At 48.5% G+C, this 25,628-nt stretch carries 20 protein-coding genes and 2 pseudogenes; 13 read left to right on the forward strand and 9 right to left on the reverse strand.

All coding sequences use genetic code 11. The features are described 5' to 3' along the window. Positions 1 to 153 precede the first annotated feature (153 nt). Positions 154 to 3,366, reverse strand: a complete 3,213-nt coding sequence (locus RCH83_RS06590; protein WP_306520254.1) for an amidohydrolase family protein — start codon at positions 3,364 to 3,366, stop codon at positions 154 to 156. Positions 3,367 to 3,580: 214 nt separating this feature from the next. Between RCH83_RS06590 and RCH83_RS06595 the strand changes: the two genes are divergently transcribed. From RCH83_RS06595 to RCH83_RS06615, 5 genes are all read left to right on the forward strand, one after another. After that, positions 3,581 to 3,835 (forward strand): DUF1289 domain-containing protein, encoded by a 255-nt coding sequence (locus RCH83_RS06595; protein WP_306520255.1) that lies wholly within the window; start codon positions 3,581 to 3,583, stop codon positions 3,833 to 3,835. Positions 3,836 to 4,093: 258 nt separating this feature from the next. Further along, positions 4,094 to 5,635, forward strand: coding sequence for a cation:proton antiporter family protein (locus RCH83_RS06600; RefSeq protein ID WP_306520256.1), 1,542 nt, complete (start codon positions 4,094 to 4,096; stop codon positions 5,633 to 5,635). A gap of 29 nt (positions 5,636 to 5,664) precedes the next feature. Beyond that, entirely contained in the window at positions 5,665 to 6,684 is a 1,020-nt protein-coding gene (locus tag RCH83_RS06605) for a helix-turn-helix domain-containing protein (RefSeq protein ID WP_306520257.1), read from the forward strand. Positions 6,685 to 6,787: 103 nt separating this feature from the next. After that, positions 6,788 to 7,651: a type 1 glutamine amidotransferase domain-containing protein gene (locus tag RCH83_RS06610; RefSeq protein WP_306520259.1), complete on the forward strand. Its 864-nt coding sequence runs from the start codon at positions 6,788 to 6,790 to the stop codon at positions 7,649 to 7,651. Between the two features lie 34 nt (positions 7,652 to 7,685). Next, the gene (locus tag RCH83_RS06615) at positions 7,686 to 8,177 is read left to right on the forward strand and encodes a nuclear transport factor 2 family protein (protein ID WP_306520261.1); all 492 of its coding nucleotides are present in this window, start codon (positions 7,686 to 7,688) and stop codon (positions 8,175 to 8,177) included. Between the two features lie 97 nt (positions 8,178 to 8,274). Here RCH83_RS06615 and RCH83_RS06620 read toward each other — a convergent pair whose 3' ends face one another. The 4 genes from RCH83_RS06620 to RCH83_RS06635 form a co-directional block, all read right to left on the reverse strand. Further along, positions 8,275 to 8,931: a GntR family transcriptional regulator gene (locus RCH83_RS06620; protein WP_306520262.1), complete on the reverse strand. Its 657-nt coding sequence runs from the start codon at positions 8,929 to 8,931 to the stop codon at positions 8,275 to 8,277. A 120-nt stretch (positions 8,932 to 9,051) separates the two neighbouring features. Continuing rightward, positions 9,052 to 10,569: an aldehyde dehydrogenase (NADP(+)) gene (locus RCH83_RS06625; protein ID WP_306520264.1), complete on the reverse strand. Its 1,518-nt coding sequence runs from the start codon at positions 10,567 to 10,569 to the stop codon at positions 9,052 to 9,054. Position 10,570: 1 nt separating this feature from the next. Then, the gene (locus tag RCH83_RS06630) at positions 10,571 to 11,572 is read right to left on the reverse strand and encodes a 4-hydroxyproline epimerase (protein WP_306520266.1); all 1,002 of its coding nucleotides are present in this window, start codon (positions 11,570 to 11,572) and stop codon (positions 10,571 to 10,573) included. A 16-nt stretch (positions 11,573 to 11,588) separates the two neighbouring features. Further along, a complete protein-coding gene (locus tag RCH83_RS06635) occupies positions 11,589 to 12,500 on the reverse strand; it encodes a dihydrodipicolinate synthase family protein (RefSeq protein ID WP_306520268.1) in 912 nt (303 codons plus the stop codon). A 104-nt stretch (positions 12,501 to 12,604) separates the two neighbouring features. Here RCH83_RS06635 and RCH83_RS06640 point away from each other — a divergent pair, with 104 nt between their 5' ends. Both RCH83_RS06640 and RCH83_RS06645 read left to right on the forward strand, forming a co-directional pair. Next, entirely contained in the window at positions 12,605 to 14,011 is a 1,407-nt protein-coding gene (locus RCH83_RS06640) for an FAD-binding oxidoreductase (protein ID WP_306520270.1), read from the forward strand. Positions 14,012 to 14,524: 513 nt separating this feature from the next. Continuing rightward, positions 14,525 to 15,169 (forward strand): polysaccharide deacetylase family protein, encoded by a 645-nt coding sequence (locus tag RCH83_RS06645; protein WP_306520272.1) that lies wholly within the window; start codon positions 14,525 to 14,527, stop codon positions 15,167 to 15,169. Positions 15,170 to 15,174: 5 nt separating this feature from the next. Here RCH83_RS06645 and pcp read toward each other — a convergent pair whose 3' ends face one another. From pcp to pxpA, 4 genes are all read right to left on the reverse strand, one after another. Further along, entirely contained in the window at positions 15,175 to 15,825 is a 651-nt protein-coding gene (pcp, locus tag RCH83_RS06650) for a pyroglutamyl-peptidase I (RefSeq protein WP_306520274.1), read from the reverse strand. Positions 15,826 to 15,891: 66 nt separating this feature from the next. Beyond that, positions 15,892 to 16,842 (reverse strand): DUF979 domain-containing protein, encoded by a 951-nt coding sequence (locus RCH83_RS06655; RefSeq protein WP_306520276.1) that lies wholly within the window; start codon positions 16,840 to 16,842, stop codon positions 15,892 to 15,894. Then, positions 16,839 to 17,618 (reverse strand): DUF969 domain-containing protein, encoded by a 780-nt coding sequence (locus RCH83_RS06660; protein ID WP_306520278.1) that lies wholly within the window; start codon positions 17,616 to 17,618, stop codon positions 16,839 to 16,841. Before RCH83_RS06660 ends, RCH83_RS06655 begins: the two co-directional genes overlap by 4 nt. Further along, entirely contained in the window at positions 17,608 to 18,387 is a 780-nt protein-coding gene (gene pxpA, locus RCH83_RS06665; RefSeq protein ID WP_306520280.1) for a 5-oxoprolinase subunit PxpA, read from the reverse strand. The genes RCH83_RS06660 and pxpA overlap by 11 nt, the downstream gene beginning before the upstream one ends. Positions 18,388 to 18,611: 224 nt before the next feature. Here pxpA and RCH83_RS06670 point away from each other — a divergent pair, with 224 nt between their 5' ends. The 6 genes and pseudogenes from RCH83_RS06670 to RCH83_RS06695 form a co-directional block, all read left to right on the forward strand. After that, positions 18,612 to 19,076, forward strand: a complete 465-nt coding sequence (locus RCH83_RS06670; RefSeq protein ID WP_306520282.1) for a GNAT family N-acetyltransferase — start codon at positions 18,612 to 18,614, stop codon at positions 19,074 to 19,076. A gap of 220 nt (positions 19,077 to 19,296) precedes the next feature. Further along, entirely contained in the window at positions 19,297 to 20,607 is a 1,311-nt protein-coding gene (tig, locus tag RCH83_RS06675; RefSeq protein ID WP_306520284.1) for a trigger factor, read from the forward strand. 115 nt (positions 20,608 to 20,722) lie between these two features. After that, the gene (gene clpP, locus RCH83_RS06680) at positions 20,723 to 21,328 is read left to right on the forward strand and encodes an ATP-dependent Clp endopeptidase proteolytic subunit ClpP (RefSeq protein ID WP_306520286.1); all 606 of its coding nucleotides are present in this window, start codon (positions 20,723 to 20,725) and stop codon (positions 21,326 to 21,328) included. A gap of 54 nt (positions 21,329 to 21,382) precedes the next feature. After that, on the forward strand, positions 21,383 to 22,663 hold the full coding sequence (gene clpX, locus RCH83_RS06685) for an ATP-dependent protease ATP-binding subunit ClpX (RefSeq protein ID WP_306520288.1): 1,281 nt from the start codon (positions 21,383 to 21,385) through the stop codon (positions 22,661 to 22,663). 281 nt (positions 22,664 to 22,944) lie between these two features. Then, positions 22,945 to 25,270 (forward strand): annotated as a pseudogene (gene lon, locus RCH83_RS06690) (endopeptidase La); the annotation flags it as partial. A gap of 282 nt (positions 25,271 to 25,552) precedes the next feature. Then, a pseudogene (locus RCH83_RS06695) lies at positions 25,553 to 25,628 on the forward strand (DNA-binding protein HU); the annotation flags it as partial.

The following is a 25,628-nucleotide window of genomic DNA, read 5'->3' on the forward strand; positions in this document are numbered from 1 at the left end:
AGCAAACTGACAGGGCAACAAAGTTCACAAAAAAAGCCCCGCAAAGCGGGGCTGGTTTAGCATTGCAACACAAAAACCGTGGTTATGGGTTCTGATGGTCTTGCGCTTTGAGCGCCAGACCATCAGGCCGCCAGGTTGGGATCAGCATTGTACTCAGGGTTTTGGCGCAAAATAAAACGGCTTACGCTGTTGTTGTTTGCCGTTCAGTTCATTCATGGTGGCGGCATCAAATAAGCGGCCGTTCACCATAGTCAGCTCCACTTTGTCGCTGTCCTGAATGTTATTCAGTGGATTGCCGTTAATGACGATTAAATCAGCCAGTTTGCCTTCTTTGATAGAACCAAGCTGATGGTCCATACCAAAGGTTTTCGCCGGGTTGATAGTGGCGGTTTTTAGCGCCTGCAGCGGGCTCATGCCACCCTGGGCAAACATCCAGATCTCCCAGTGCGCACCTAAACTTTCCCGTTGACCATGGGCGCCAATATTGGTCAGCACCCCTAAGTCATTCAGTTCTTTAGCCGATTTGGCAATGCTGAAATGATTGTAGTGATGCAGCGGCGCTGTAGGGCGGCGCATACTGCGTGGACGCAGTTCATCCATAGGCACATATTGGCTTAAGCGCGGATGTTTCCACACTTCGGTTTTGTCGTACCAGTAGTTTTCACCCCAGATGCCGCCATAAGCCACCACTAAGGTTGGGGTGTAAGCGGTTTCACTTTGTTGCCACAGCTGTTTGACGTCGTCATAAAGTGCAGCTGCCGGCAGGCTGTGCTCCAGCGTGGTATGGCCATCCACCACCATACTCAGGTTATGTTGTAATAATGAACCACCCTCAGGCACCACCATCATCTCCAGCTCACGGGCGGCCTGAATAACCTGCTGGCGCTGCTCACGGCGGGGTTGGTTATAACTTTTTACCGAAAAGGCGCCGACTTTTTTCAGGCGTTCTAAATGAAATTTGGCATCATCCAGACTGTCGATATGCGAGGTGTAACCTGCGCCATAAGCACCATATAAAATAGTGCCGGTGGAAAAAATGCGTGGCCCGACAATAGCGCCGGTTTTTTGCATTTCACCGGCGGTAAAAATTTCCTGAGTATCATTGGATGGGTCGTGAATTGCGGTGACACCCAAAGCCAGACTGGCGTAGTTGGCGTAGTTTTGCTGCGGAATGATTTGATTGACACCCTGACTGCCGTGGGCGTGGGCGTCAAATAAACCCGGCATAATGGTTTTGCCTGTGATATCAATCACTTTGGCATTGGCAGGAATGCTAACGTCATTTTTGCTGCCGACAGCTTTGATCAGGTTATTTTCCACCAGCACCACACCGTTTTGAATCACGCTGCTGGTATCGTCACCTTCCATAGTGATCACCTGACCACCGACAAAAGCTGTCACCCCTTCTGGAATATAAGCTGCTGTTTTAAAACTGATATTCTGGCCATTTTTAGCAGCGAATTCTTTTTTGCTGCCTTTGTTGCTCTTGTCAAACTGAAGGTCGAACACTGAAGCAACATCGGCATGATAAAGCTCCGGGCCTAAGTTCCAATACAGTTGCTGACTGTTGCCGCTCCAGCTGATGTTTTCACCGGCGCGCACCGACAGTTGTTTTACCGGGAACTGGGTGTCGCTGCCGCTTAAATCCAGAGCAGCACCACGTTCGGCAAAAGGCGTCACATAGACTTTAAAGCGGTCGGCAAAAGCCACCAGCTTGCCGTTGGGCGATACTTTAAACTCGGTGCCGTATTTGGCTTTGTATAAAGTCCGTGCCTGCTGGGTTTTTAAATCGATGCTGAGCAGCGTTGGTTCATCACCATAATCCATGGCAAAAACCCTGTCGTTCCGCTCGCCAAAATGCGGCGCAAAACCTGTGCGGCTAATCAGCTCTGGCTCACCACCAGCGGCGTTTACCTGATATAAACCGGTGTTTAATGACCATTTTTTATCCAGCAAACTGCCGGCGCCGGCTTTGCGGAACACCAGAGTTTTACCATCCGGGCTAAAGGTAGGTTCGACATATTTGCCAGGCGTTTTTAATACGTCTGTGCTTTGATTTGTTGTTAAATCCAACACTTTGAGCATGCCTTGTTGTTCGTCATGCCAGCTGACATACACCAGCTTTTTACCGTCGCGGGAAAACTGCGGATAAAACTCAAAATGGCTTTGTTGGCTGGTCAGACGTTTTGGCGTGCCACCTTTGGCGTTGACACTGTATAAATGGCCAAGCGCCGAATACACTATGGTTTTGCCATCTGGCGATGCCTGCACAAAACGCAGCATTTTTACATCAACATCACTCTGGTTCAGGTTTTGTTGTACCCGAACCGCCGTTTGAATTTGTTTTTTGGTATTGATAGTAAAGGCAATATCGTCGACTTTATTGTTCTGAATATTCAGTTTATGAATTTTGCCACCGGCCCAAAACACAATATGCTGGTTATCCGGCGTAAAGCTGATGCTTGGGTAGACGCCATGAATAGCCCAGGTTTCCTGCATATCACGGTCGAGTTTGTCATACAGCTTTTTATGTTCACCTGTTTCTAAGTCGTATAAAAATAAGCTGGTCTGAAAATCAACACGGCGGATATAAGCCAGTTTTTTACCATCAGGTGACGGCGTTGGCCGCACAGCACCACCGGCGCCTTCCAGTAATATGTCGATTTTGCCGGTTTCGCGTTCAAACCTTTTAATGACATAAATACCCTGTTCAGAGTCTTTGCTGTAATGGAAGGTTTTGCCCGGGGTGTCGTCCTGGGAAAAATAAATATATTTACCGTCCGGTGAAAAAGCCGGTTCGCCTAAGTCTTTTTCATCATTGGCTTTGGCGGTTAACATCACGCCTGTGCCACCGGTTTTATGGTATTGCCATACTTCACCGGCGCCTAAAGAGCGGGTATTGGTAAAGTGTTTACGCGCTACAATAAATTCACCGTCCGGGCTCCAATCGGGGCTGTTTAATAAGCGGAAGGTCTCGTTAGTGACAGCCTTAGCATCAGAGCCATCGGTTTTCATCACCCAGATATTGTCGCCACCACCCTGATCGCTGGTATAAGCGATATAACGGCCATCCGGGCTGAATTTAGGCTGCATCTGCCAGCCAATATCCTGGGTCAGCTGTTTGGGTTTACCGCCGGAAATTGGCATGCTGTATAAATCACCCAACAAATCAAACACCACAGTTTTGCCATCCGGGCTGACATCCAGGTTCATCCAGGTACCTGAGCTGACATTAATATCGATGTTTTTAAACTGACCTTCAGGTTTATTCACGTCCCATTTGTTTTTATCGTCGCTGGCCTGTGCCGTGGCAACAGAAAGGGCGATGGCCAACAGGCTCAGCTGCAGAGGATGGCGTTTTTGCATTGGGGTTCCTTTAAGGGTGCTGTTGATTTGTTGTGTTATGGTGATTTTTGCCTGTAAGCGGCAATTTTGCTGCTGTTAACTTGCCACAGTTCAAGGCCGGCGATAAGGGCTTTTTTAGCCGGCTGCGTTGATGTGCCAGTGGTTGCCGATAAAGCGCTTAAGGCGGCCTGGTTTTTGCGGCATAATTGCGGTTTTCTGCTTGCCGGAGTCTTAAATGGATTCGCCTTGTATTGCCAGTTGTAAACTCAACGCCGATAAAATCTGCATCGGTTGTTATCGTCATATTGAAGAAATAGTCGACTGGAATAAACGCAGTGACGCTGAGCACGCGGCTATTTATCAAAAACTGGCCGAGCGTAAATTACAACTTGCCAATATGCCTGCCGATAGCACCAGCGCTATTACTCAGGCCGAATGGCAACAGGCCAAAGCGGCTATAGCTCTGAAAAAACAAAGCCAGCTTAGCTGAGCTTTTTACTCAAGAAAGTATTTTACTAAAGATGATGTTTTGCTAAAGATGGCGCTGCTGCCAAAGGCGCTGTTTCAGACAAAATTTGTGTCCCAACTAAAGATCAGGCAATAAAACACTGTTTTACCTGCAAATATTGCCACAAAATTTGCTAAATTAGCCTCAGCTATCATCTTTTAGCGACAGGCTGCCTGATAAGTTATTCTTTTTGAGCCGGCAACAGGGTTCGACACCCGGCAGAAAAACACAAGGAAAATTATGATTTTAGAAGCGGTCTGGATAGGTTTTGCCTTTAGCCTTGGCATGCTGGTGCGGTTAATTGGTTTGCCGCCTTTGGTGGGTTATTTAGCGGCTGGTTTTATGATCACTTTAAGCGCGTCTGAGCTCAATTTACCTGTTGGCAAACCTATTATCGACCATGTTTCTCACCTTGGTGTGTTGTTGCTGCTGTTTACCGTTGGTTTAAAACTCAATATCCGAAGCTTGGCTAAACCCGAAGTTTTGGGCGGCTCTTTCTTACATTTTGTAGTGTCGGCGCTGTTATATGCCCCGGTGATTTATCTGGCTTTTGAACCCGACTGGTATCATGCCCTGATGCTGGGCGCTGCTTTGGCTTTTTCCAGCACTGTGCTTGCCGCCAAGGTGCTGGAAGGTAAAAGGGAAATCCGCGCTTTTCACGGCCGGGTGGCAGTTGGCATTTTAATTATGCAGGACTTGTTTGCCATGGCGCTGATGAGTTTTTCGCAAGGGGTGACACCATCTCCCTGGGCGCTGCTGGTATTTGCCTTGCCGCTGCTGCGTCCACTGCTGTTTCGGGTATTAAACCTGACCGGCCACGACGATCTACAAATTTTATTTGGTGTTTTGCTGGCGGTGGTGCTGGGCGGTGGAGGTTTCCATCTGGTGGGTTTAAGTTCTGAGCTTGGCGCTCTGGTATTTGGCGCTTTATTGGCAAGTCACCCAAGAGCAGGGGAGCTGGCTAAAACCTTATGGGGCCTGAAAGAGTTTTTCTTGGTCGGTTTTTTCCTGAATATTGGTTTGGGTGGTTTACCCGACCAACAAGCCTGGGTATTTGCCATTTTAATGACCTTGTTATTGCCGCTGAAAGGCGCGTTGTTTTTTGCGTTATTAATTGCCTTCAGGCTGCGGGCCCGCAGTGCCTTTTTATCTGGCCTCACTTTAACCAACTACAGCGAATTTGCTTTGATAGTTGCCAGTGTTGCCATGCCGCAGTTTTTAATACCGCTGGCGCTGACAGTGGCGCTTTCTTTTGTGGTCTCGGCACCGTTAAACCGTTTAGCCCACCCGCTGTATGAAAAACTGGCGGGCCGGTTAATTCCCTTTGAACGTAATATTCGCCACCCCGACGAACAACCGGTGTCATTGGGTGATGCACAGGTGCTGATTATGGGTATGGGCCGCACCGGCACTGCCGCTTATGATTATTTGCAGCATAAAACCCATTTAGCGGCGCTGGACTCCGACCCGGCCAGGGTGCTGTTACATCAGGAAAAAGGCAACAATGTGTTTTTTGCCGACGCTGAAGATCAGATTTTCTGGCATGGTTTAGATATCAGTAAGTTACAAGCGGTGCTGTTATGTATGAGCGATTTAGAAGCCAAAATTATTGCCGCCCGTAAGCTGCGTGACGCCGGTTTTACCGGGCTTATCGTCTCCCACAGCATGCACCATGACGAAGCCAAAGCTATTATCGCCGCCGGCGCCGACCACACTTACCTGACCATGTCAGAAGCAGGTTTAGGTTTAGCCGAAAGGGTAAGGCAGCATATAGCGCTTTGATAACAATAAGCCAGGGAGCGGATTTTTAAATGTTAAACGAACATTTGTTGTTTTTTTTCTCGGCGCTGGGGGCTTTTAATGGCCTGGCTTTGGCGTTGTATTTATGGTTTGCCGGTAAAACCTCTGTGGCGCAGCGTGCGCTTAGCGTTTTGATTTTGATGGTCAGTGTACGCACCGGTAAATCTGTGGCCTTTTATTTTTTAACAGATACGCCGGCGCCTGTGATGCAGGCTGGTTTAACCGCTTGTTTACTCATTGGCCCGGCTTTGTATTTTTTTATCCGTACCAGCCTGTCAAACAGGGGCGCTTTGCCGTCTTTTGAGTGGGGACATGCAGCTGTGCTGCTTAGTACAACGCTCGCGCTGAATATTGTTTGGCCTTATCACGAGCATGCTGCGCTTTGGCATGCTGTGGTTGTCCGCATCGCCAACTGGCTTTGGTTGTTGTATCTGCTGGTGAGCACTGCTTTGTTAGTGCAACAACGGCATCGCTTGCCCTCGGGCAGTGCCAGACGGCTGCTGCTTGCTGTCACAACAGGGCTTTGGCTGATATGGCTGGCTTATTTCACTTCAGGTTTTACCTCTTATATTGTCGGGGCTTTGTCGTTCTCTTTTGTGCTTTATCTTTGTGTGGTGGTGGCCTGGGCCTGGCGTCAGGGGCAAGCGCCGGTGGAGCCTTATCAGGACAGACGTATTGCGCAGGCTGAGGCTGAGGCAGAGTTACAAACTCTGGCCGATTTAATGACAAGCGAAAAACTTTATCTGGATCCCGGGCTTACACTGGCGCGGTTGTCGCGCCGTTTAGGTGTGCCTCAGGCAAGATTGTCGCAGCTATTGAATGACAATAACGGCACTTCGTTTAAACAATATGTGGCCAGGTTCAGGGTTGATGAAACTGAGCGCCTGTTGTTAGCGCAACCCAGCCAAACGCTGGAAGCCATTGCTGAAGCTGCCGGTTTTCAGTCGATGTCGACCTTTTATGCTGCCTTTAAAAAAGCCCATGGTTGTACCCCGGCTTTGTTCCGCGAACGTTATTTAACTGTGGTATAGCTACGGAAACAGGTTTTAGTAGTGCGAAAACAGCTGGTAATACATTGATTTAACAGATTTTCGCTTAGGGTGAAGGCTCCTTGAACAAAATGGAGCTTTTACCGTGATTTGGAAAAAATGTTATCAATTACTGCTTTGGCTGTTATTGGGCGGCTTGCTGAATATTGCCCTGGTCGGCCAGGCACAGGCCAGCCCGCCAGTTGTTACCTCTCAAGGCGCCAGCCTTCAGGAAAACAATAAAACCTATACCAATAGCACCGCTGAGCCCAGAGTGTTGTTTGTGCTGTCCAGTCAAAAATTCCACGGCAATTCCACTTTGCCGGCCAGCATCAGCTTTGGTGAAGTGGTGCATGCCTGGGATACCTTTTTTAAAGCAGGTTTTGTCGTTGATTTTGTCTCCCCATCAGGCGGCGCCGTACCTATTGATCGGTCCCGCCTTGGCGAAGCTTTAACACAAAGGCTGCAGGATAACCGCATTATGGCGGGGCTTAAAAATACCCGTTCGCCACAGCAGATTGATGCCAGCCGTTATCAGGCTGTGTATTACGTGGGCGGCAGCAATGCCATGTATCAGGTGGTAGATAATGAGCCTTTGCAGCAAATTGCGCGTTATATCTACGAAAAAAATGACGGCGTGATTTCGGCGGTTTGTCATGGCACTGCCGGTATCGTCAAATTAAAACTCAGCAATGGCCAATATTTGCTGGCAGGTAAAAGAGTGACGGGTTATCCGGAAGATTATGAAGATAAAACAGCGGCTTATTTTCAACACTTGCCGTTTTTAATGCGTCAGACCATTGAAGCCCATGGTGGTTTATTTAAAGCACCCCACCCGGAAAAAGCTTATATCGAAGTGGATGGCCGTCTTGTCACAGGCCAGAACTATCCGTCAGCGCCTTTAGTGGCCGCCGCAGTTGTAAAAATTCTGCAACAGCAACAACAAAAAACCACCACAGCCAAAAATTAATCATTGATTGGATAAAACAAAAGGAAATTTCGTGATGAACAGATTAACCAAAACATGTGTGATGACCTGCCTGGCACTGAGCCTGAGCCCGTTCTGTAATGCAGCTTTTGCCGCTTCAGCAGCCAGCAACAGCAATGCCAACGCTCTGCTACAACAACATCAAGAATACGCCGCTATTAACAGCACTATGCAAACCATGATGTCGGCTTTTGAACAAGGCAGCGCCGAAACCGCTTTTAAAGTCATAAAAAAAGATACTGTAGTAGTGGGTTATTCCGGCAAACAGCAAAAAATACTGAATATTTCAGGGGAAGAGTGGGCCAAAGGTTTTCAGCCTGCGCCGGATGAAGATAAGCGCCACCGTCAATATCAGATTTTAGATATCACCGACACTGGCGCCGTGGTGAAAGTGATGCTGGATTACCCACAATGGCAAGGTGTGGATTATCTGGCGATGACCAAAATAGACGGCCAGTGGCGGGTGGTGAGCAAATCATGGAGCGGCACGCGCAAAGAGGCCAAATAAACAAAAATAAAAGCCGAAGCAAAGGGACAAAATAAAAAACCGGCGTTAAGCCGGTTTTTATATTCTTATTCACAACAAGCGAAAAAGCTAAAAACTGTTAACTATCCTGACGTTGCAAAAAAGATTTAATTTCATCTTTAGCATGCAGAATATGGTCGCGCAGTTCGTTGCAGGCGGCTTCTACCTTGCCGGCCGCGCATAAATCCAGCAGTTTGCGGTGTTCGCTGCTGGCTTTTTCAATGCCACCGGCCAGTTGCAAATGCATACGGATATAACGGTCGGCGTTTTTATTCAGGTTATTCACCATATCGTGGCTTTGTGGTCTGTGTGCCACATAAAGACAATTGTGAAATTCGGTATTGAGTTCAGCCCAGCGATCGGCAGCATCCGGGCTTTGCAGCGCATCATCCAGCCTTAACAACGTCTGACGGGCTGTTGCCAGATGTTCTTCTGTTAAAAGTGGAATAGAGCGTGCCAATAAATCACACTCCAGCAAAGCTCTGAGCTCAAATAATTCATCAATCAGCTCAGGGCTGATTTGGGTGGCAGTGGCGCCTTTATGCGGCTCAAACTTCACCAGACCTTCGGCTTCCAGCTGCAACAAAGCTTCGCGGATCGGAATGCGGCTGACGTTTAGTTGTTCTGCCAATGCCGCCTGACGCAGCGGCTCTCCGGCTTTAATTTGACCGGATAAGATCTGGGCGCGAATTGCTTCTACAACAACTTGAGTTCTGGTTTTAAATTCGAGGGCCATAGCAAACTTGGTTGATAAATCATGGAACTAGTTTACTGACAACCAAAAAAAAGGCCAGCAACAGCTGACCTTTTGTTAAAAAAACACCAGCAACAGGTGCTTTTTTCGACAGTTTTGCCTTTAGTTTGCAGCCGGAAAATTCTGCCGGCATAAAGGCCGTAAAAAACGCTGCATAGCAGCCAGGCCAACTGAGGTACTGCGCACATCACTGGACGACGGAAAAGGCCCGCCATGTTGCATGCTGGCGCAGACTTCCACCCCTGTTGGCATTTGCGACAGAATAATACGACCCACCTGATATTCCAGTTGAGTTAACAGCGCCTGATGCACCGGCAAGCCAGCCTGGTACCCATGCACTGTTGCTGCCAGCTGGCCCGGGAGTTGTTCAATAAAAGCCTGCAGTTCAGTCAGACTGTGATAACGCACCACCAAAGCGCTGGGGCCAAAAATTTCATGCCAGAGTGATGGTGTGGCCAGAAGTTCTGTCAGGCTACAGCTAAACAACAAAGCGCTGGCCTGTTTGTCGGCGCTTAAGCCTGTTGCTAAGGTTTTAACCTGCAAAGCACGTTCTGAGGTTTGCGCCTGATATGTTTTATAAATACCAGGGTGTAATAAACTTTGCGCCGGAATTTGGGTAGTAGCGCTGATGGCGCTGTCCAGCAGCAACTCAGCAGCAGCTGTGTGCGGCAATAACCACAAACCTGGTTTAGTACAGAGCTGGCCACCGGAGCCTGTGGTAGAAGCCACCAGTTGCTGCGCCAGTTCAGTGGCGCTACTGAGCGCCAGTTCCGGTAAAATCAGCTGCGGGTTTAAGCTGCCAAGTTCGGCGTAACAGGGAATAGGTTCAGGCCTTTGATTGATAGAGTCTTTCAGTGCCATACCAACGCGAAAAGAGCCGGTAAAAGCCATGGCTTTAATGCGCGGATTTTTCACCAGCTGATGGCTGATATCGTAATTTTTGGCCTGTACCAGGCTGAGCACTGCCTTTGGCATTTCACAGAGTTCAATGGCGTGCACTAAAGCCTGCATCACTCTGTCGCTGGTGGCAGGGTGTGCGCTATGGGCTTTGACCACCACGCTGCATCCCGCTGCCAGCGCCGCTGCTGTGTCACCACCGGCCACACTAAAAGCCAGCGGAAAATTACTGGCAGCAAAAACGGCAACAGGGCCAAGTGGCAGTTGTCTGAGCTCAAGCTGCGGTCTGGGTGGCTGGCGCTCAGGTAAAGCATTATCGAGCACCACCACACCTTCAGGTTGTGTTTCTAAAGCTTGTGCAAACATCAGCAGCTGATTACAGGTGCGGTTCAGTTCACCTTGTAGACGCAGCTCAGTCAGCGCCGTTTCTTGTCTGGCAATGGCAATAATATCGCTGGCGGCAGCACGTAGCTCCTGCGCCATTTGTTTGAGCAATGCCGCACGCGCCAGCGCAGTTTTTTCGCGATAGCTTAAAAACGCCTGATGCGCCGCTTCACAGGCGTTATCCAGCTCAGTCGCCTGACATTCGGCAAAAAGCCAGGGCAAATGCTCAAAAGTAACGGCATTGACGGCGCTGAAACTATTGGGTTTTTCGGCTTGCCATTGGCCCTGAATATAATGTCGGCCGCTGATTTGCTGTGGTCTTAAGAGAGTTGTCTGCATATTAAATTACCTGAAAACCATAAGCATAAGGGTCGTTGTCATCGACTGTGATTTGATTGGCGCCAAACACCCGCGCCCAGCCCTGAATGCCAGGGATGATGGCTGCTTTGCCGGCTACTTCAGTGACAGCTTCAATGGTGCCAACAAACTGGCTGCCAATAAAACTTTCGTGCACAAAAGTATCACCCGGTTTTAATAAACTTTTGGCAAACAGTTGCGCCATTCTTGCTGAGGTACCAGTGCCACATGGGGATCTGTCTATGGCTTTATCGCCATAAAACACGGCATTGGCGGCGCTGGAGTCAGCGTTTTTGGGATGGCCTGTCCAGAGTAAATGTGACAAACCCCGTACTTTGTCATCCAGCGGATGTACACAATCAATCACTTTTCTGGCGGCTTCACGCACCACCGGGCTCCAGCGTAACAATTCGGCTGCGCTGTGGTGTTCAATACCTTTAAATTTGCCCTGGGGTTCAATAATGCCGTAGAAGTTACCGCCATAAGCCACATCCATCGTCATTTCACCCAATTCCGGCACCTCAAAGCGCACATTTTCGGCGTATAAAAACGACGGAATATTGGTGATTTTCACCGATGTCACTTTGTCACCTTGTTGCTGGTAACTCACTTTCAGCTGGCCGGCCGGTACATCAATAATCAGCTGACCCGGTGTTTTGGCTTTGACTAAACCAGCCTCCAGCGCTGCTGTCACTGTGCCTATAGTGCCGTGACCACACATCGGCAGGCAGCCGGAGGTTTCAATAAATAAAATAGAAAAATCGGCGTTGGCGGAGCAGGGCGGATACAAAAACGAACCCGACATCATGTCGTGGCCGCGTGGTTCAAACATTAATGCCTGACGGATCCAATCAAAACGTTCGATAAAATCCAGTCGTTTTTCACCCATAGTAGCGCCTTTGAGCTCTGGATGGCCCGAAGTGACCAGCCGCACCGGATTGCCACAGGTGTGGGCGTCAATGCAAAAAAATGTACCTTGTTTCATGCGCTGCTCCTTCGCTTTACAGCGTAAATTTACGCAGATCGGGGCGGGTGGCCATGGCTTGTTCAAACAAAGTAGCCACACGCTGACGTTCAGTACCGCTGAGTGCCAAACGTGGCGCACGTACAGTTTCAGAACCACGGCCAGCCAGTTGTTCAGCAAATTTAATACACTGCACCAAAGTTGGAATAGTGTCTAAACGCAGCAGCGGCAGGAACCAACGCCAGATCTCCAGCGCTTCAGCATAACGGCCTTGTTGTGCCAGTTTATAAATGGCCACTGACTCTTGCGGGAATACGTTGGTTAAACCTGAGATCCAACCTGTGCAGCCTAACATCAGGCTTTCCAGTGCTATGTCATCCACACCGCTGAATACGGTAAAACGGTTGCCAAATCTGTTATATAACTCACTGATACGACGGGTATCTTCGGTCGATTCTTTCACTGCAACTATGTTTGGCTGTGCAGCCAGAATTTCCATACTGTCGAGCGAAATATCGACACTGTAAGAAATTGGGTTGTTATACACCATCACAGGTAAAGCAGTGTTTTTGGCCACCTGTAATAAATGGTGAATAGCTTCGTGTGGCGCTGAGCGGTACACCATGCCTGGTAACACCATTAAACCGTCAATACCAATGGCTTCAGCGTCTTTGGCATATTGGGCAGCCAGTGCTGTGGTGGTTTCAGCCACACCTGAAATTAAAGGCACCCGGCCGTTGACTGCTTCTTTGGCGGCTGCGAGTACCTGACGTTTTTCCGCGGCAGACATAGAGCAGTTTTCACCCACAGTGCCACAAACGATGATGCCGTTGACACCTTCGTTGATCAGGCGGTCCAGCATTTGTTGGCTGGCGCTTAAGTTCAGCGACTCGTCGGCGTGAAATTGTGTACTGACAGCCGGGTACACACCTTTCCAGTTAACTTGCATATTTTTTTACTCCTGTGAATTCGAATGGGCATTGTGCTCTTGGCAACTGAATGGCATGCTAAGCGAAATGAAGATTGTATACAATATGCAAAAGAGGTTTTTTTATGCAGCCAATTTCTGAACGGCCAGCAACACAACACACAACTTTAAAAGAACAAGGCGCAGCTGCAGCGGATCCTCAGCAGATGGCTGATCAGGCAAGTGCACAAGCTGAGCATATTTCAGCTAAGCAGCAGGTGGTGGTGATTGGCGCCGGTGTTATTGGTCTGGTCACAGCCTGTCGTTTACAACAACAAGGCCATCCCGTGTTGTTGCTGGATGGCAAAGGTATAGGTCAGGGTTGTTCTTTTGGTAATGCCGGTCATTTGGCCACTGAGCAGATTTTCCCCTTGGCTGATCCGGCGTTATTGCCAAAACTGCCCGGATTTTTATTAGACCCTTTAGGTCCACTGGCAATAAGACCTCGTTATTTCTTTAAAGCGCTGCCGTTTTTTGTAAGGTTTATCAATCAGATGCGGCCAAGCCGGCGCAATGCCAATACCCTGGCGTTAAAACAATTATTGCAAGGTGCTATTCCGGCCTGGCAGCAGCTGGTGGCCGATGCTGGTTGTTCAGATTTATTAAAATGTGAAGGCAGTTTGCTGGTGTTTGAACAAACTGATTTTGCCGAAGTGGAGCAGGTGGCTTTGGCTTATGCCGGGCAGGGCGTGGCGCTGGAAATTCTTGACCAACAGCAGCTGCAAAGCAGGTATCCGGGCCTGGCCGCTACTGTACGTTATGCCATCTGGTTTAAGGAGGTTGGGCAAACACTGTCACCTCACTTGCTGAATCAGGCGTTATTTCAATGGTTTAAACATATGGGTGGGCGTTTTTTGCCACAAAATGTTGAGAAAATAAGCACCAGCCATGGTTTGTGTGTGCATTTGGCTACGCAAGCCATCAGTACGGAGCAGCTGGTGGTTTGCGCCGGGGTGCACAGCAAAATGCTGGTCGAGCAGCTGGGTTACAAATTGCCGATTGAAGCAGAGCGCGGTTATCACCTGATGACAAAACCAGCCACCACACCGTCATTACCTGTTGCTTCTTACGAGCGTAAAATGATTATGACACCGATGCAGGAAGGGCTGCGTTTGGCAGGCACAGTGGAGTTTGCCGGCACAACCCTTGCCGATAACTGGCAGCGTGCACAGCGGCTGCGTTTACATGGTGATGCTTTGTGGCCGGCGCTTGCCACAGCAGGCGCAGACATAAAAGCAAATTCAACGCCGACAGCTGCCACTTCTGATACAACAAGGCCGGCAGATTGTTGGTCGGGTATGCGACCTACCTTACCGGACTCTTTGCCGGTGATCAGTGGTTGTGAAGTACCTGGTTTGTGGTTTCATCTGGGGCATCAGCACCTGGGCTTAACCATGGCAGCAAGTTCAACCCGGCTGTTATTACAGCTGATGGCAAATCAACCTGGTGCCGCTGCATTGGCAGCGCCTTTTTGTTTACAGCGTTTTAGTTAAGCGGATTGTTGGCGCTTGGATTGATAATTCCGGCCAACGCCAACGCCAACGCCAACGCCAACGCCAACAGCTTCAGCTTCAGCACAAAAAGATCAAAAATTCCTTGTGCTGTTTCTGGCCGGGCTTGGTGTTTTGGCGCCTGACAACAGCTATGCCAGTCTGAAACCTGGCTGAATTACTGTCAGTAGTTTTAACAACTGTAACCGCAAATCTGCTGCCTGCTTATGCTCAAATCAGCCGCCAACTGAATGGATATGCCTCCTGCCACAGATCAGGCCAGTTTTTCTGCAAACAGGCATTGAATTTGCTTAACAAATTCTACAGCTTCAGATATTAACGAATATCGCCAAATTGTTGATTCTGAATAATTAAAAGAATGCCAGCAGGCAAAACCGCCAGAGCTGGTCAGATGATTGTGGGACTGTGCAGAGAGCCTGAGCCATGCAGATCCGAACGATGTTTTTTCTGGTAGTACTATTATTCGGCAGTGCCGCAGCCTGGCGTTTGTCCAGCATGTCGGACTTTCAACTGTTTGGCGCTTTGGTGCACAGAGTGGATACCGAATCCCCTTTGATAGCCCTCACTTTTGACGATGGCCCTACACCTGGCAAAACTGAACAAATTTTGCAAATTCTCGCCGCTGAACAAATACAAGCGACTTTTTTTCTGACCGGGCGCGAGCTTGAGCAACATCCCCAATTATTACAAAAAATTCTGGCGGCTGGTCATCAGGTTGGCAATCACAGTTATAGCCACCAGCGTATGTTATTTAAAACACCGGATTTTATTGCGGAAGAAATCGAAAAAACCGATGGGTTATTAAAAGCAGGTGGGGCGCCTGAACCTTATTTTTTCCGCCCGCCTTATGGCAAAAAATTGCTGTTATTGCCCTGGTATTTATCTGAACAAAAACGTTTGACTGTGACCTGGGATTTAGCGCCGGAAAATTATAACCAGCTGACCAAAGATCCGGCCAAACTCAGTGCTTTTACTGTACAGCAGGCCAAAGCGGGCTCAATTATTCTGCTGCACGTAATGTACGACAGCCGCAGCAATACCATGAAGGCGGTGCCCGATATTATCCGTGGGCTAAAGCAACGAGGTTTTCGTTTTGTCACAGTACAGGAATTATTGCGCCATCAGCCGGTAGGGTATTAACGCCGTTAATCCAGCGTGCCGGCTGCTAAAATTACGTCCTGCTGTTGTTGTAAACTCAGTAGGATGATCTGTTTTAACGCCGCCACCACCAGCTCTGCCGTCATGCTGGCACTGCCGGCAAAACGTACTGCCTGTGACGGTAAATAAGGAATATGCACAAAACCAGCCCTGACTTTAGGGGTTGTCGCCACAGCGTGCATCAGACCATAAAACACATGGTTGCAAACAAAGGTGCCGGCGCTGTACGAAATTTCCGCCGGAATACCTTGTTGCCTTAAACTTTGCAGAATTGCTTTTAGTGGCAAGGTGGAAAAATAAGCTGTGGCTCCTCCTGCAAACACCGGTTCGCCCAGAGGTTGATTGCCAGCATTGTCGGCAATACGTGCATCCTGATAATTAATCGCCACTTTTTCCAGACTGATGGCAGTGCGGCCACCTGCCTGACCCACAGCTATCACCAGCACAGGGTTCAGTTGTTGTATCGCAGCCTGCAGCACCTCGAGGCTTTGCGCAAAAACACACGGCAGTTCAATCGTTTGAACCTGTGTTTCTTCGTCTGGTTGCCAGCCTTGCAGTTGTTGTACTGCTTGCCAGGATGGATTAATACTTTCACCACCAAAAGGGGCAAAGCCGGTTAATAAAATAGGCTGTTTCATCTGTTGCTCCGGAGTTTATGTGGCTTTTTGTGCTGCGGCAGTTTGCTGTTTGCCCTGGTTGCAGCGCTAGAACGCCAGAAAATATAACAACACTATATTGGCAACCAACAACAACAGCGCCGTTGGAAACTGTGCTTTGATCACCAGATGGGGATCTTTAAGTTCCAGTAGCGCCGCCGGCACTATATTAAAGTTGGCTGCCATCGGCGTCATCAGGGTGCCGCAATAACCGCTAAACATACCAATGGCGGCCATCACCGCCGGATTCGCGCCGTGCTGCATCACCAAAAGCGGAATGCCAATACCGGCTGTGATCACCGGAAAAGCGGCAAAAGCATTGCCCATAATGATGGTAAAAAGCGCCATGCCAATGCTGTAAGCGCAAACCGCGACCATGCGTTCATCCACCGCCAGATAAGTTTCACTGAGGGCCGCCACTGCAGTACCAACACCGGCTTCATTAAATAACAATCCTAAAGTGGCCAGCAATTGCGGTAACAACACTGCCCAGCCCATAGCTTCCATCAGTCGTTTGGCTTCCAGTCCGGCCTGTACTGGCTTTTCTCTGGTCAAGCCACAAACTACGGGCAGACTGAGCACACAGGCTAAACCAAGACTGACCAGCGTCAGGTTTTTTGCATCAAGTAAGGCCCAGTCAGCCCCTTTAATTTCGCTAAGTACCAGCACACCAAACACCGTCAGCAATGGTATTAACAGCGGCGGCAGGAAAATCCAGCGCCCCAGTCTTTGCATTGACTGTGTCAACAGCTCAGGAGCCAGCGCTTTTTGGGCACTGGCTTTTAATGCTCCGGAGCCCGCCAGCAGCGCCAGTATCACCACAATAATACCCACCAGCATGTGCGGCAGAAAATCACCCACTAAAAACACCAACGCATAACAACCCCAGAAGGCGCCGGCAGCAAAACGATTGGGCAAAGTGCGGTCGCACAGGCTTAATAACGCAATCCACAACAACAATAAACCCAACAGCAGATATAAAAAACTGAGGGAAATCATGGTTTCACCTGCGGTTTTACGCTGGTGTTTTCAGCATTGGTTAAAAAGCCGGCGGCTTCTGCCGACACAGCAGCCTGCTGCAGTTTTAAAAGGCTGTGTTCGAACTGGCGCAGACGTAATGCATGAATAGCAAAAGCACAAAGCGCAGTAGGTATACCCCAAAGTGCAATATGCAAAGGGTCGGTTTCAATACCGGATTCACGCAAAAAAGTGTGCATCAGAACAATAGCGCCAAAAGCGACAAAAATATCTTCGCCAAAAAACAAACCTATATTGTCGGTGGCCGCCGCCATAGCCCGAACTTTTTGCCGGATCAGATCAGGCATGCCGGGCCAGCGTTGCTCTGCTATCGCTTCGCTCATTGGCGCTATTAAAGGCCTGACCATTTGCGGATGACCGCCCAGGCTGGTCAGGCCCAGGGCCGCTGTACTTTCCCGCACCGCCAGATACAAGGTTAAAAACTGTGATATGCCGGTTGTTTTGCGTTGTTGAATAAAAGCCTGTGCCTGCTGTTTTAAACCATGACGTTCAGCCAAACCAATAATGGCCAGCGGTAATAATAAAATCAGCGGCAAGGTGCGGGTTTTTAAAAATCCTTCCCCCAGTTCGGCCAGAATTTGTGAAAGCGGCATTATCGCAGCGAGACCAGTGGATATACCGGCCACAAGGACCACCAACACCGGATTAAAACGTAAGACAAAACCTAAAATCACCACCACAACACCACAAAGTGGCCAGTAATTTACGGCTGCCGTTTGTGTTAATTCAGTCAGCATTGTTGTCTCCTGAATCATTGTCTGCTGAAGGTCTGTCGCCAGATGCCGGTTGTATATTGATACCCGCCCCGGTTAAAGCCTGATAAAGCGCGGCGGCCAGCGCAACTGCATGCGGGCTGTCACCATGCAGACACAGGCTTTTTGCATCAAGCAGCAGTGTCCCTGCGGCCAGTTGCAGCGGCTGCTTTTGACAGATGCGCAGACTTTGAGCGATGGCGGCGTTGTTATCTAACAAAGCGCCGCTGTTGTGCCGTGCTATTAATGATCCGTCAATCTGATAACCGCGATCGGCAAAAGCTTCGGTAATAACGCGGATACCTTCAGATCCGGCCATCTTCGCAAGCACTGAGCCTGGTAATGTCATCAGAGCAAGGTTGGGACAAAGCCTGTGCAGCACTTCAAGCAACACCCGGGCTGTTATGGGGTCTTTGGCGGCCTGATTATATAAAGCACCATGTGGTTTGATATGACTGACAATGGCCTTTTCTTCGCGGCACAACTGTAAAAAATATTTCAGCTGCACCGTTAAACTATTGGCCAGTTCGTCGGCACTGAGCGTTATCACCTGCCGGCCAAAATTGATTTTATCCGGATAAGACGGATGGGCACCTATGGCAACACCGGCCTTTTTACAGCTTCTGATGGCGGCTCTGATTTGAGATTCAGTGCCGGCATGGGCGCCACAACTGATATTGGCCGACGATATCCAGGGAATAATGGCGTTGTCGTCGAAACCTTCACCAATATCGGCGTTTAAATCAATGTGCATGCGTCAGGTCCGGGCGGTTGTGGTTGAGGCACCTTAACAGCTTGGTATTTTTGCTGTAAATAGCAGCGGGGGTCCCTTTAACTGCCGGATACCGCTGTTGAACCCATCTGTCAGTTTAAATTGATACTTCAGGATGAAAGCCGGCAGCGGTTTAGGTACACTGCGCAGCTATTTAACAGCGTTGAGCCGCTTTAACGGCCTGATGTACAGAGGAGTGTGCACTGATGTTTTCCCGGAACAAACTGCAACTGCGACCGGCACTATTAGCTGACCTACCGGCACTTGCGGCCCTTGAATCACAACTTTTTGCAGATGTGGTCTATCCGGCGTTTTTTTTCCGGCAGGCTTATGATTTATGGCCCGATTTATTACAGCTTGCAGTGCAGGATGATAAATTACTTGGTTATATTCTGGCGGCACCGGCGCAGCAGGGACCGCAGGAAATAGGTATTTTGTCACTGGCAGTTGCCAAAGAAGCACAGGGGCAGGGCATAGGTAAATTATTACTGGCGACGCTGCTGGATAATGTGCCGGCCGAATGCAGCAAACTTTGGTTGACTGTGGCACCGGACAATAAAGCAGCGCTGGCGCTTTATCAGAAGTTTGGTTTTTTATGTGCAAAAACCGAAGCGGATTATTATGGCAAAGGTGAAGACCGCATGGTGTTGGTGAAGCAGCATCAGCGCTGAAATAACTGATTTTTTATGCTTAAAAAATACCAAAAACAAGGCCCCAGGCCGCGTCAATATTGAGTTTTCATCAAATGCTCGACGACTAGGGAAAGCCTCGCTATAATGCCGCGTCCTATTAAACAATGGATCTGGTTGACAGGTGCTGACGAAGCGAAACTACCAGATTTAAGCATGATGGCGTAAACCCCACGCCCGTTTTTGATTTTGAGGTAACAAGATGCAAGTTTCTGTTGAAACCACCCAGGGTTTAGAGCGCCGTGTCAATATCACGGTTCCGGCCGCTGCAATCAGCACTGAAGTAGAAAAAGAACTGCGCCAGATCGCTAAAAACCGCCGTATTGATGGTTTCCGTCCAGGCAAAGCGCCGGTCGCTATTATCAAAAAAATGTTTGGTCTGTCAGTGCTGCAAGATGTTGCTTCACGTCAGATGCAAAACCATTTTTATCAAGCCATTGTTTCGAACAAACTGAACCCTGCCGGCGCACCAACTTTTGCGCCAGGCCAACTGGCTGAAGGCAAAGACTTAGAATTCACTGCCACTTTTGAAGTGTATCCGGAAGTGAAGTTAGACGGTTTAGCAAAAATTGAAGTGACCAAACCAACAGTAGAAATTTCTGCTGATGACATGGCCAAAATGATTGAAACGCTGCGTAAACAACACGCAACCTGGGCTGCCAAAGATGGCGCTGCTGCCAATGGCGACCGCGTAAAAATGGACTTTGTTGGTTCAATCGACGGTACTGAATTTGACGGCGGCAAAGCCGAAGGTTTCAGCCTGGATTTAGGCCTGGGTCGGATGATCCCGGGTTTTGAAGAAGGTATTCTGGGTAAAAAAGCCGGCGAGCAGTTCACTATCGACGTGACTTTCCCAGCTGAATACCACGCTGAAGCTTTAAAAGGCAAAGCAGCTCAATTTGCGATTACACTGCAATCGGTAGAAGCTCAGGTGCTGCCTGAAGTAAACGAAGAGTTCGTAAAACTGTTTGGTTTAGCGGAAAACACTGTTGAAGCGCTGCACGCTGAAGTTCGCAAAAACATGGAACGTGAACTGAACCAGGCCATTAAAGGCAAGGTAAAAGAGCAGGTCATCAAAGGTTTATTAGCTGCTCACGAAGTTGACGTGCCACAAGCATTAATTGAAGGTGAAGTTGACGTATTACGTCGCCAGGCGCTGCAGCGTTTTGGTAACAACGTAAACGCCAAAAACCTGCCAGAGCTGCCAGCAGCACTGTTTGCTGATCAAGCCCGTGACCGCGTTAAAGTAGGTCTGCTGTTAGGTGAAGTGATCAAAACCAACAACCTGCAAGTGGATGACAGCCGCGTTCAGGCGTTAATTGCCAACATCGCTTCTGCTTATGAAGATCCGGCTGAAGTTGTGCAGTACTACAACAGCAACAAAGAGCTGTTGCAAGGCATGCGCAACGTAGCTTTAGAAGAGCAGGCCATTGACCTGGTGCTGGCTCAGGCTAAAGTGACTGAACAAGCTGCTAAGTTTGACGAGATCATGAATCCACAAGCTGCCAACTAAGATTGACTTTACTTAGTTAGACGGTTTTAATGGCTCGGGCAGCAGTGTTCGGGCCATTTTATTTTCTGCCGCATATTTTTCCTAGGGAATCCAGCTTATGGTGCTTGAGCGTAATATGAATGATTTAGTCAATGCCTTAGTCCCCATCGTCATCGAACAAACCGCTAAAGGTGAACGTTCTTTTGATATTTATTCACGCTTACTCAAAGAGCGGGTTATTTTTCTGACAGGCCAGGTAGAAGACCACATGGCCAACCTGATAGTAGCGCAGTTGTTGTTTCTGGAATCTGAAAATCCGGAAAAAGACATCTACATCTATATCAACTCGCCAGGTGGCTCGGTCACTGCCGGCCTCGCCATTTATGACACTATGCGCTATATCAAGTGTGATATTGCCACCGTTTGTGTTGGTCAGGCTGCCAGTATGGGCGCATTTTTGTTATCTGGTGGTACCAAAGGCAAAAGATATTGTTTACCTAATGCCCGGGTGATGATTCACCAGCCGTTGGGTGGTTTCCAGGGACAGGCAACTGATTTTGAAATCCATGCCCGCGAAATTCTGACCATCAAAGAAAAGTTAAACCGTCTGATGGCCGAGCACACAGGCAAAACCTACGAAGAAATTATCAACGGCACTGAACGTGATAATTTCTTAAGTGCACAGCAGGCCTTGGATTATGGTCTGGTTGATACCATATTAACCAAACGCGAAGCTAAATAATTGATTGGCGTCCTTTCCGGGAAGTGAAGGGCGCATTGTGAAAGAGGTAGTTCCATGTCTGATCACCGCACTGACGGCGACAAAAGCAGCAAGCTGTTGTATTGCTCCTTTTGCGGCAAATCACAACACGAAGTGCGTAAGTTGATCGCAGGTCCACAGGTATATATCTGTGATGAATGCGTTGACCTATGCAACGACATTATCCGTGAAGAAATCAAAGACATTTCACCAAAACGTGATGGCAATAAGCTGCCAACACCCCGTGAAATCCGTGCTCATCTGGATGATTATGTGATTGGCCAGGACCATGCAAAGAAGGTGTTAGCCGTTGCTGTGTACAACCATTACAAACGCCTTCGCAACGCGGGTAATAAACAGGATGTTGAGCTTGGTAAAAGTAACATTCTGCTGATTGGTCCAACCGGCAGTGGTAAAACTTTATTGGCCGAAACTTTAGCCCGTTTATTGGATGTGCCATTTACCATGGCTGATGCCACTACGTTAACCGAAGCAGGTTATGTTGGTGAAGACGTAGAAAACATCATCCAGAAATTGCTGCAAAAATGCGATTATGACGTTGAAAAAGCGCAACGTGGCATTGTTTACATCGACGAAATTGACAAAATTTCCCGTAAATCAGAAAACCCTTCTATTACCCGTGACGTGTCGGGTGAAGGTGTGCAGCAAGCCTTGCTGAAGCTGATTGAGGGCACAGTAGCGTCAGTGCCACCACAAGGTGGCCGTAAACATCCACAACAGGAATTTTTACAGGTTGATACCTCTAAAATTCTGTTTATCTGCGGTGGTGCTTTTGCGGGCCTTGATAAAATTATTGAACAGCGCAGTGCCAAGGGTTCCAGTATCGGTTTTGGTGCCGAAGTCAAAGCCAAAGAAGGTTCACGCTCATTAACGGAAAGTTTCCGTGATGTCGAGCCGGAAGACTTAGTGAAGTTTGGTTTAATTCCTGAGTTTATTGGTCGTCTGCCGGTATTGGCGACTCTGACAGAACTGGATTTAGCGGCTTTAATGCAAATTTTAAGTCAGCCGAAAAATGCGCTGGTCAAACAATTTGCGGCATTGTTCCAGATGGAGAATGTTGAACTTGAGTTCCGTGAAGATGCCCTCAAAGCCATAGCGCAAAAAGCGATGGAGCGCAAAACCGGTGCCCGTGGTTTACGTTCTATTGTCGAAGGTGTGTTACTCGATACCATGTACGACCTGCCATCGATGCAGGATGTCAGCAAAGTGGTGATTGATGAAACCGTGATTCGCGGTGAGTCGCAACCTATCCTGATTTATGAAAATCCGGAAAAGGCAGTGGCTGAATCCCACTAAAAAAACTGAAATTAAACGGGGGCTGCCAGCGAAGGTGCAACTCCGGCTTTCAGACCCAAAAGGAGCTTCGGCTCCTTTTTTCATTTTACTTTTTAACTGTTGTTGTGCGCTCTGGTGAACATAATCTAAGTTTTGTCCGTACAAAGCTTTGAATGAAACAACAAGGGTTTAAAAGCCTAATGTTTTCCAAGCATTTTTTCGGTCTGTGCATTGAAGTGGCAATTGCCGACCCCATATACTCCAATAATCACGCCTGCAGTAATTAATTCGAGAGAGACTAAATGACAGAAGCAACAGTCGAACGTTTGCACATGCCGGTTTTGGCGTTACGTGACGTTGTCGTCTATCCCCACATGGTGATCCCATTGTTTGTCGGGCGGGCGAAATCTATTAAATGCCTTGATGCCGCCATGGACAACGAAAAACAAATTTTCCTGGTCGCGCAAAAAGACGCCACGCTGGATGACCCGGTGGAAGCGGATTTGTTCCGGGTAGGTACAGTCGCCACCATTTTGCAGCTGCTTAAATTGCCGGATGGCACGGTCAAAGTGCTGGTAGAAGGTGGCCGTCGTGCCCGTCTAACCGACTTTACTGAAACTGAAAATCTGTTTATGGCGAATGTGGAAGTGATCCCAACGCCGGAAATGGACAGTCGGGAGCAGGAAGTATTCCTGCGTTCAGCGGTGAATCAGTTTGAAGGTTACATCAAACTGAATAAAAAAATTCCACCTGAAGTGTTAACGGCGCTGTCTGGTATCGACGACGCTGCGCGTCTTGCTGACACTATGGCGGCCCATATGCCGCTAAAAGTCGAAGACAAACAAAAAGTGCTGGAAATTATCGACGTCACTGAACGTCTTGAATTCCTGATGGCGATGATGGAAAGCGAAATTGACATTTTACAGGTCGAACGTCGCATCCGTGGTCGCGTGAAAAAACAGATGGAAAAAAGTCAGCGTGAGTATTACCTCAACGAGCAGATGAAAGCCATTCAGCGTGAACTGGGTGAACTCGACGACGCGCCGGACGAATTTGAAGCCATCAACCGCAAAATTGACGCTGCCCAAATGCCGGAAGAAGCCAAAACCAAAGCGTCGGCTGAACTCAGTAAACTAAAAATGATGTCGCCTATGTCGGCAGAAGCCACAGTGGTGCGCTCTTACATCGACTGGTTAACCCAGGTGCCGTGGAAACAACGTTCCAAGGTGAAAAAGAATCTGGCACTTGCCGAGGAAATTTTGAACAGTGACCATTATGGCCTGGACAAAGTGAAAGAACGTATTCTGGAGTATCTGGCTGTTCAGCAGCGTGTTAATAAGCTCAAAGGCCCGATTTTATGTTTAGTGGGTCCACCAGGTGTAGGTAAAACTTCCCTTGGGCAGTCTGTTGCCAAAGCAACAGGCCGCAAATATGTGCGTATGGCGCTGGGTGGCGTGCGGGATGAAGCGGAAATCCGTGGTCACCGCCGTACTTATATTGGTTCTATGCCTGGCAAAATTATCCAGAAAATGGCCAAGGTTGGTGTACGCAACCCGCTGTTTTTGCTGGATGAAATTGACAAAATGGCTTCGGATTTTCGCGGCGACCCAGCAGCAGCGTTGTTAGAAGTGCTGGATCCGGAGCAAAACTCGGCCTTTAGTGATCACTACCTGGAAGTGGATTACGACTTATCAGATGTGATGTTTTTTGCCACCAGTAACAGTCTGAATATTCCGGAAGCCTTGCTTGACCGGATGGAAGTGATTCGGTTGTCGGGTTATACCGAAGATGAAAAGCTGAACATCGCCAAACAGCACTTAATTAATAAACAGATTGAACGAAACGGCCTGAAAAAAGGTGAGCTGACCATTGAAGATAGCGCCATCATCGGCATTATCCGGTATTACACCCGTGAAGCCGGTGTGCGTAGTTTAGAACGTGAAATTTCTAAACTGTGCCGCAAAGCCGTCAAACAAATTCTGCTTGGCAAAGGCGGTAAACAGGTGGTGGTTAATCAGGCCAATCTGGAAGAATTCCTTGGTGTACAAAGGTTTGACTACGGTAAAGCCGAAGACAGCAATCGTATTGGTCAGGTCACTGGTTTGGCATGGACTTCAGTAGGTGGTGATTTATTAACTATCGAAGCCGCTGCTGTGGTGGGTAAAGGCAAACTGACCCATACAGGCTCGCTGGGTGATGTAATGAAAGAGTCGATTCAGGCCGCCATGACAGTGGTTCGTAGCCGCGCTGAAACGCTGCGCATCAACGAAGATTTTTACGAAAAACGCGATATTCATATTCACGTGCCTGAAGGTGCTACCCCTAAAGATGGTCCAAGTGCTGGTATTGCCATGGTCACAGCATTAGTGTCGGCATTAACAGGCAATCCGGTTCGGGCTGATGTGGCCATGACAGGTGAAATTACCTTGCGTGGTGAAGTATTGCCAATAGGTGGTTTAAAAGAAAAATTATTGGCAGCACATCGTGGTGGTATTAAACGCGTTTTGATCCCTCATGATAACGTTCGGGATTTAAAAGATATTCCGGATAACGTCAAAGGTGACATTGAAATTTGTCCGGTGAAGTGGATTGATGAGGTGTTGGAATTCGCTTTACAGGAGCCGCCAACAGGTATGTCTGTGTTAAATGTGGAAAAAACCAGCGTAAAAGCTAAAAAAACCCAAAAAAATGTGGTTTAGGGGCTTTTCAAACGCTCAGGCTGTGCTAATTTAGGGGCAGTTTCGTTCCAGCCCTTGTGTGACAAGGGCTGGCGGGACACCAAGAAATTTTCAAGTCCATTGTATTTGTGCTTGCAAGCGTTTCCGATGCTTGATATAACAAAGCCGACATTACAAGAATGTATTTACAATCTGGTTGTAGAAAATAATAACAATTGAAGGGGATGATATTGTGAACAAGTCTCAACTTATCGACAAAATTGCTGCTGGTGCAGACATTTCTAAAGCGGCAGCGGGTCGTTCTCTTG

Source organism: Rheinheimera sp. (assembly GCF_030824435.1).
In the GTDB taxonomy this organism is placed as follows: Bacteria; Pseudomonadota; Gammaproteobacteria; order Enterobacterales; family Alteromonadaceae; genus Pararheinheimera.

Excerpts from the sequence above, each read along its gene's own strand:
- RCH83_RS06590 (WP_306520254.1), bottom strand. The coding sequence starts at position 3,366 with ATGCAAAAACGCCATCCTCTGCAGCTGAGCCTGTTGGCCATCGCCCTT.
- RCH83_RS06595 (WP_306520255.1), top strand. The coding sequence starts at position 3,581 with ATGGATTCGCCTTGTATTGCCAGTTGTAAACTCAACGCCGATAAAATC.
- RCH83_RS06600 (WP_306520256.1), top strand. The coding sequence starts at position 4,094 with ATGATTTTAGAAGCGGTCTGGATAGGTTTTGCCTTTAGCCTTGGCATG.
- RCH83_RS06605 (WP_306520257.1), top strand. The coding sequence starts at position 5,665 with ATGTTAAACGAACATTTGTTGTTTTTTTTCTCGGCGCTGGGGGCTTTT.
- RCH83_RS06615 (WP_306520261.1), top strand. The coding sequence starts at position 7,686 with ATGAACAGATTAACCAAAACATGTGTGATGACCTGCCTGGCACTGAGC.
- RCH83_RS06620 (WP_306520262.1), bottom strand. The coding sequence starts at position 8,931 with ATGGCCCTCGAATTTAAAACCAGAACTCAAGTTGTTGTAGAAGCAATT.
- RCH83_RS06625 (WP_306520264.1), bottom strand. The coding sequence starts at position 10,569 with ATGCAGACAACTCTCTTAAGACCACAGCAAATCAGCGGCCGACATTAT.
- RCH83_RS06630 (WP_306520266.1), bottom strand. The coding sequence starts at position 11,572 with ATGAAACAAGGTACATTTTTTTGCATTGACGCCCACACCTGTGGCAAT.
- RCH83_RS06635 (WP_306520268.1), bottom strand. The coding sequence starts at position 12,500 with ATGCAAGTTAACTGGAAAGGTGTGTACCCGGCTGTCAGTACACAATTT.
- RCH83_RS06640 (WP_306520270.1), top strand. The coding sequence starts at position 12,605 with ATGCAGCCAATTTCTGAACGGCCAGCAACACAACACACAACTTTAAAA.
- RCH83_RS06645 (WP_306520272.1), top strand. The coding sequence starts at position 14,525 with ATGTCGGACTTTCAACTGTTTGGCGCTTTGGTGCACAGAGTGGATACC.
- pcp (WP_306520274.1), bottom strand. The coding sequence starts at position 15,825 with ATGAAACAGCCTATTTTATTAACCGGCTTTGCCCCTTTTGGTGGTGAA.
- RCH83_RS06655 (WP_306520276.1), bottom strand. The coding sequence starts at position 16,842 with ATGATTTCCCTCAGTTTTTTATATCTGCTGTTGGGTTTATTGTTGTTG.
- RCH83_RS06660 (WP_306520278.1), bottom strand. The coding sequence starts at position 17,618 with ATGCTGACTGAATTAACACAAACGGCAGCCGTAAATTACTGGCCACTT.
- pxpA (WP_306520280.1), bottom strand. The coding sequence starts at position 18,387 with ATGCACATTGATTTAAACGCCGATATTGGTGAAGGTTTCGACGACAAC.
- RCH83_RS06670 (WP_306520282.1), top strand. The coding sequence starts at position 18,612 with ATGTTTTCCCGGAACAAACTGCAACTGCGACCGGCACTATTAGCTGAC.
- tig (WP_306520284.1), top strand. The coding sequence starts at position 19,297 with ATGCAAGTTTCTGTTGAAACCACCCAGGGTTTAGAGCGCCGTGTCAAT.
- clpP (WP_306520286.1), top strand. The coding sequence starts at position 20,723 with ATGAATGATTTAGTCAATGCCTTAGTCCCCATCGTCATCGAACAAACC.
- clpX (WP_306520288.1), top strand. The coding sequence starts at position 21,383 with ATGTCTGATCACCGCACTGACGGCGACAAAAGCAGCAAGCTGTTGTAT.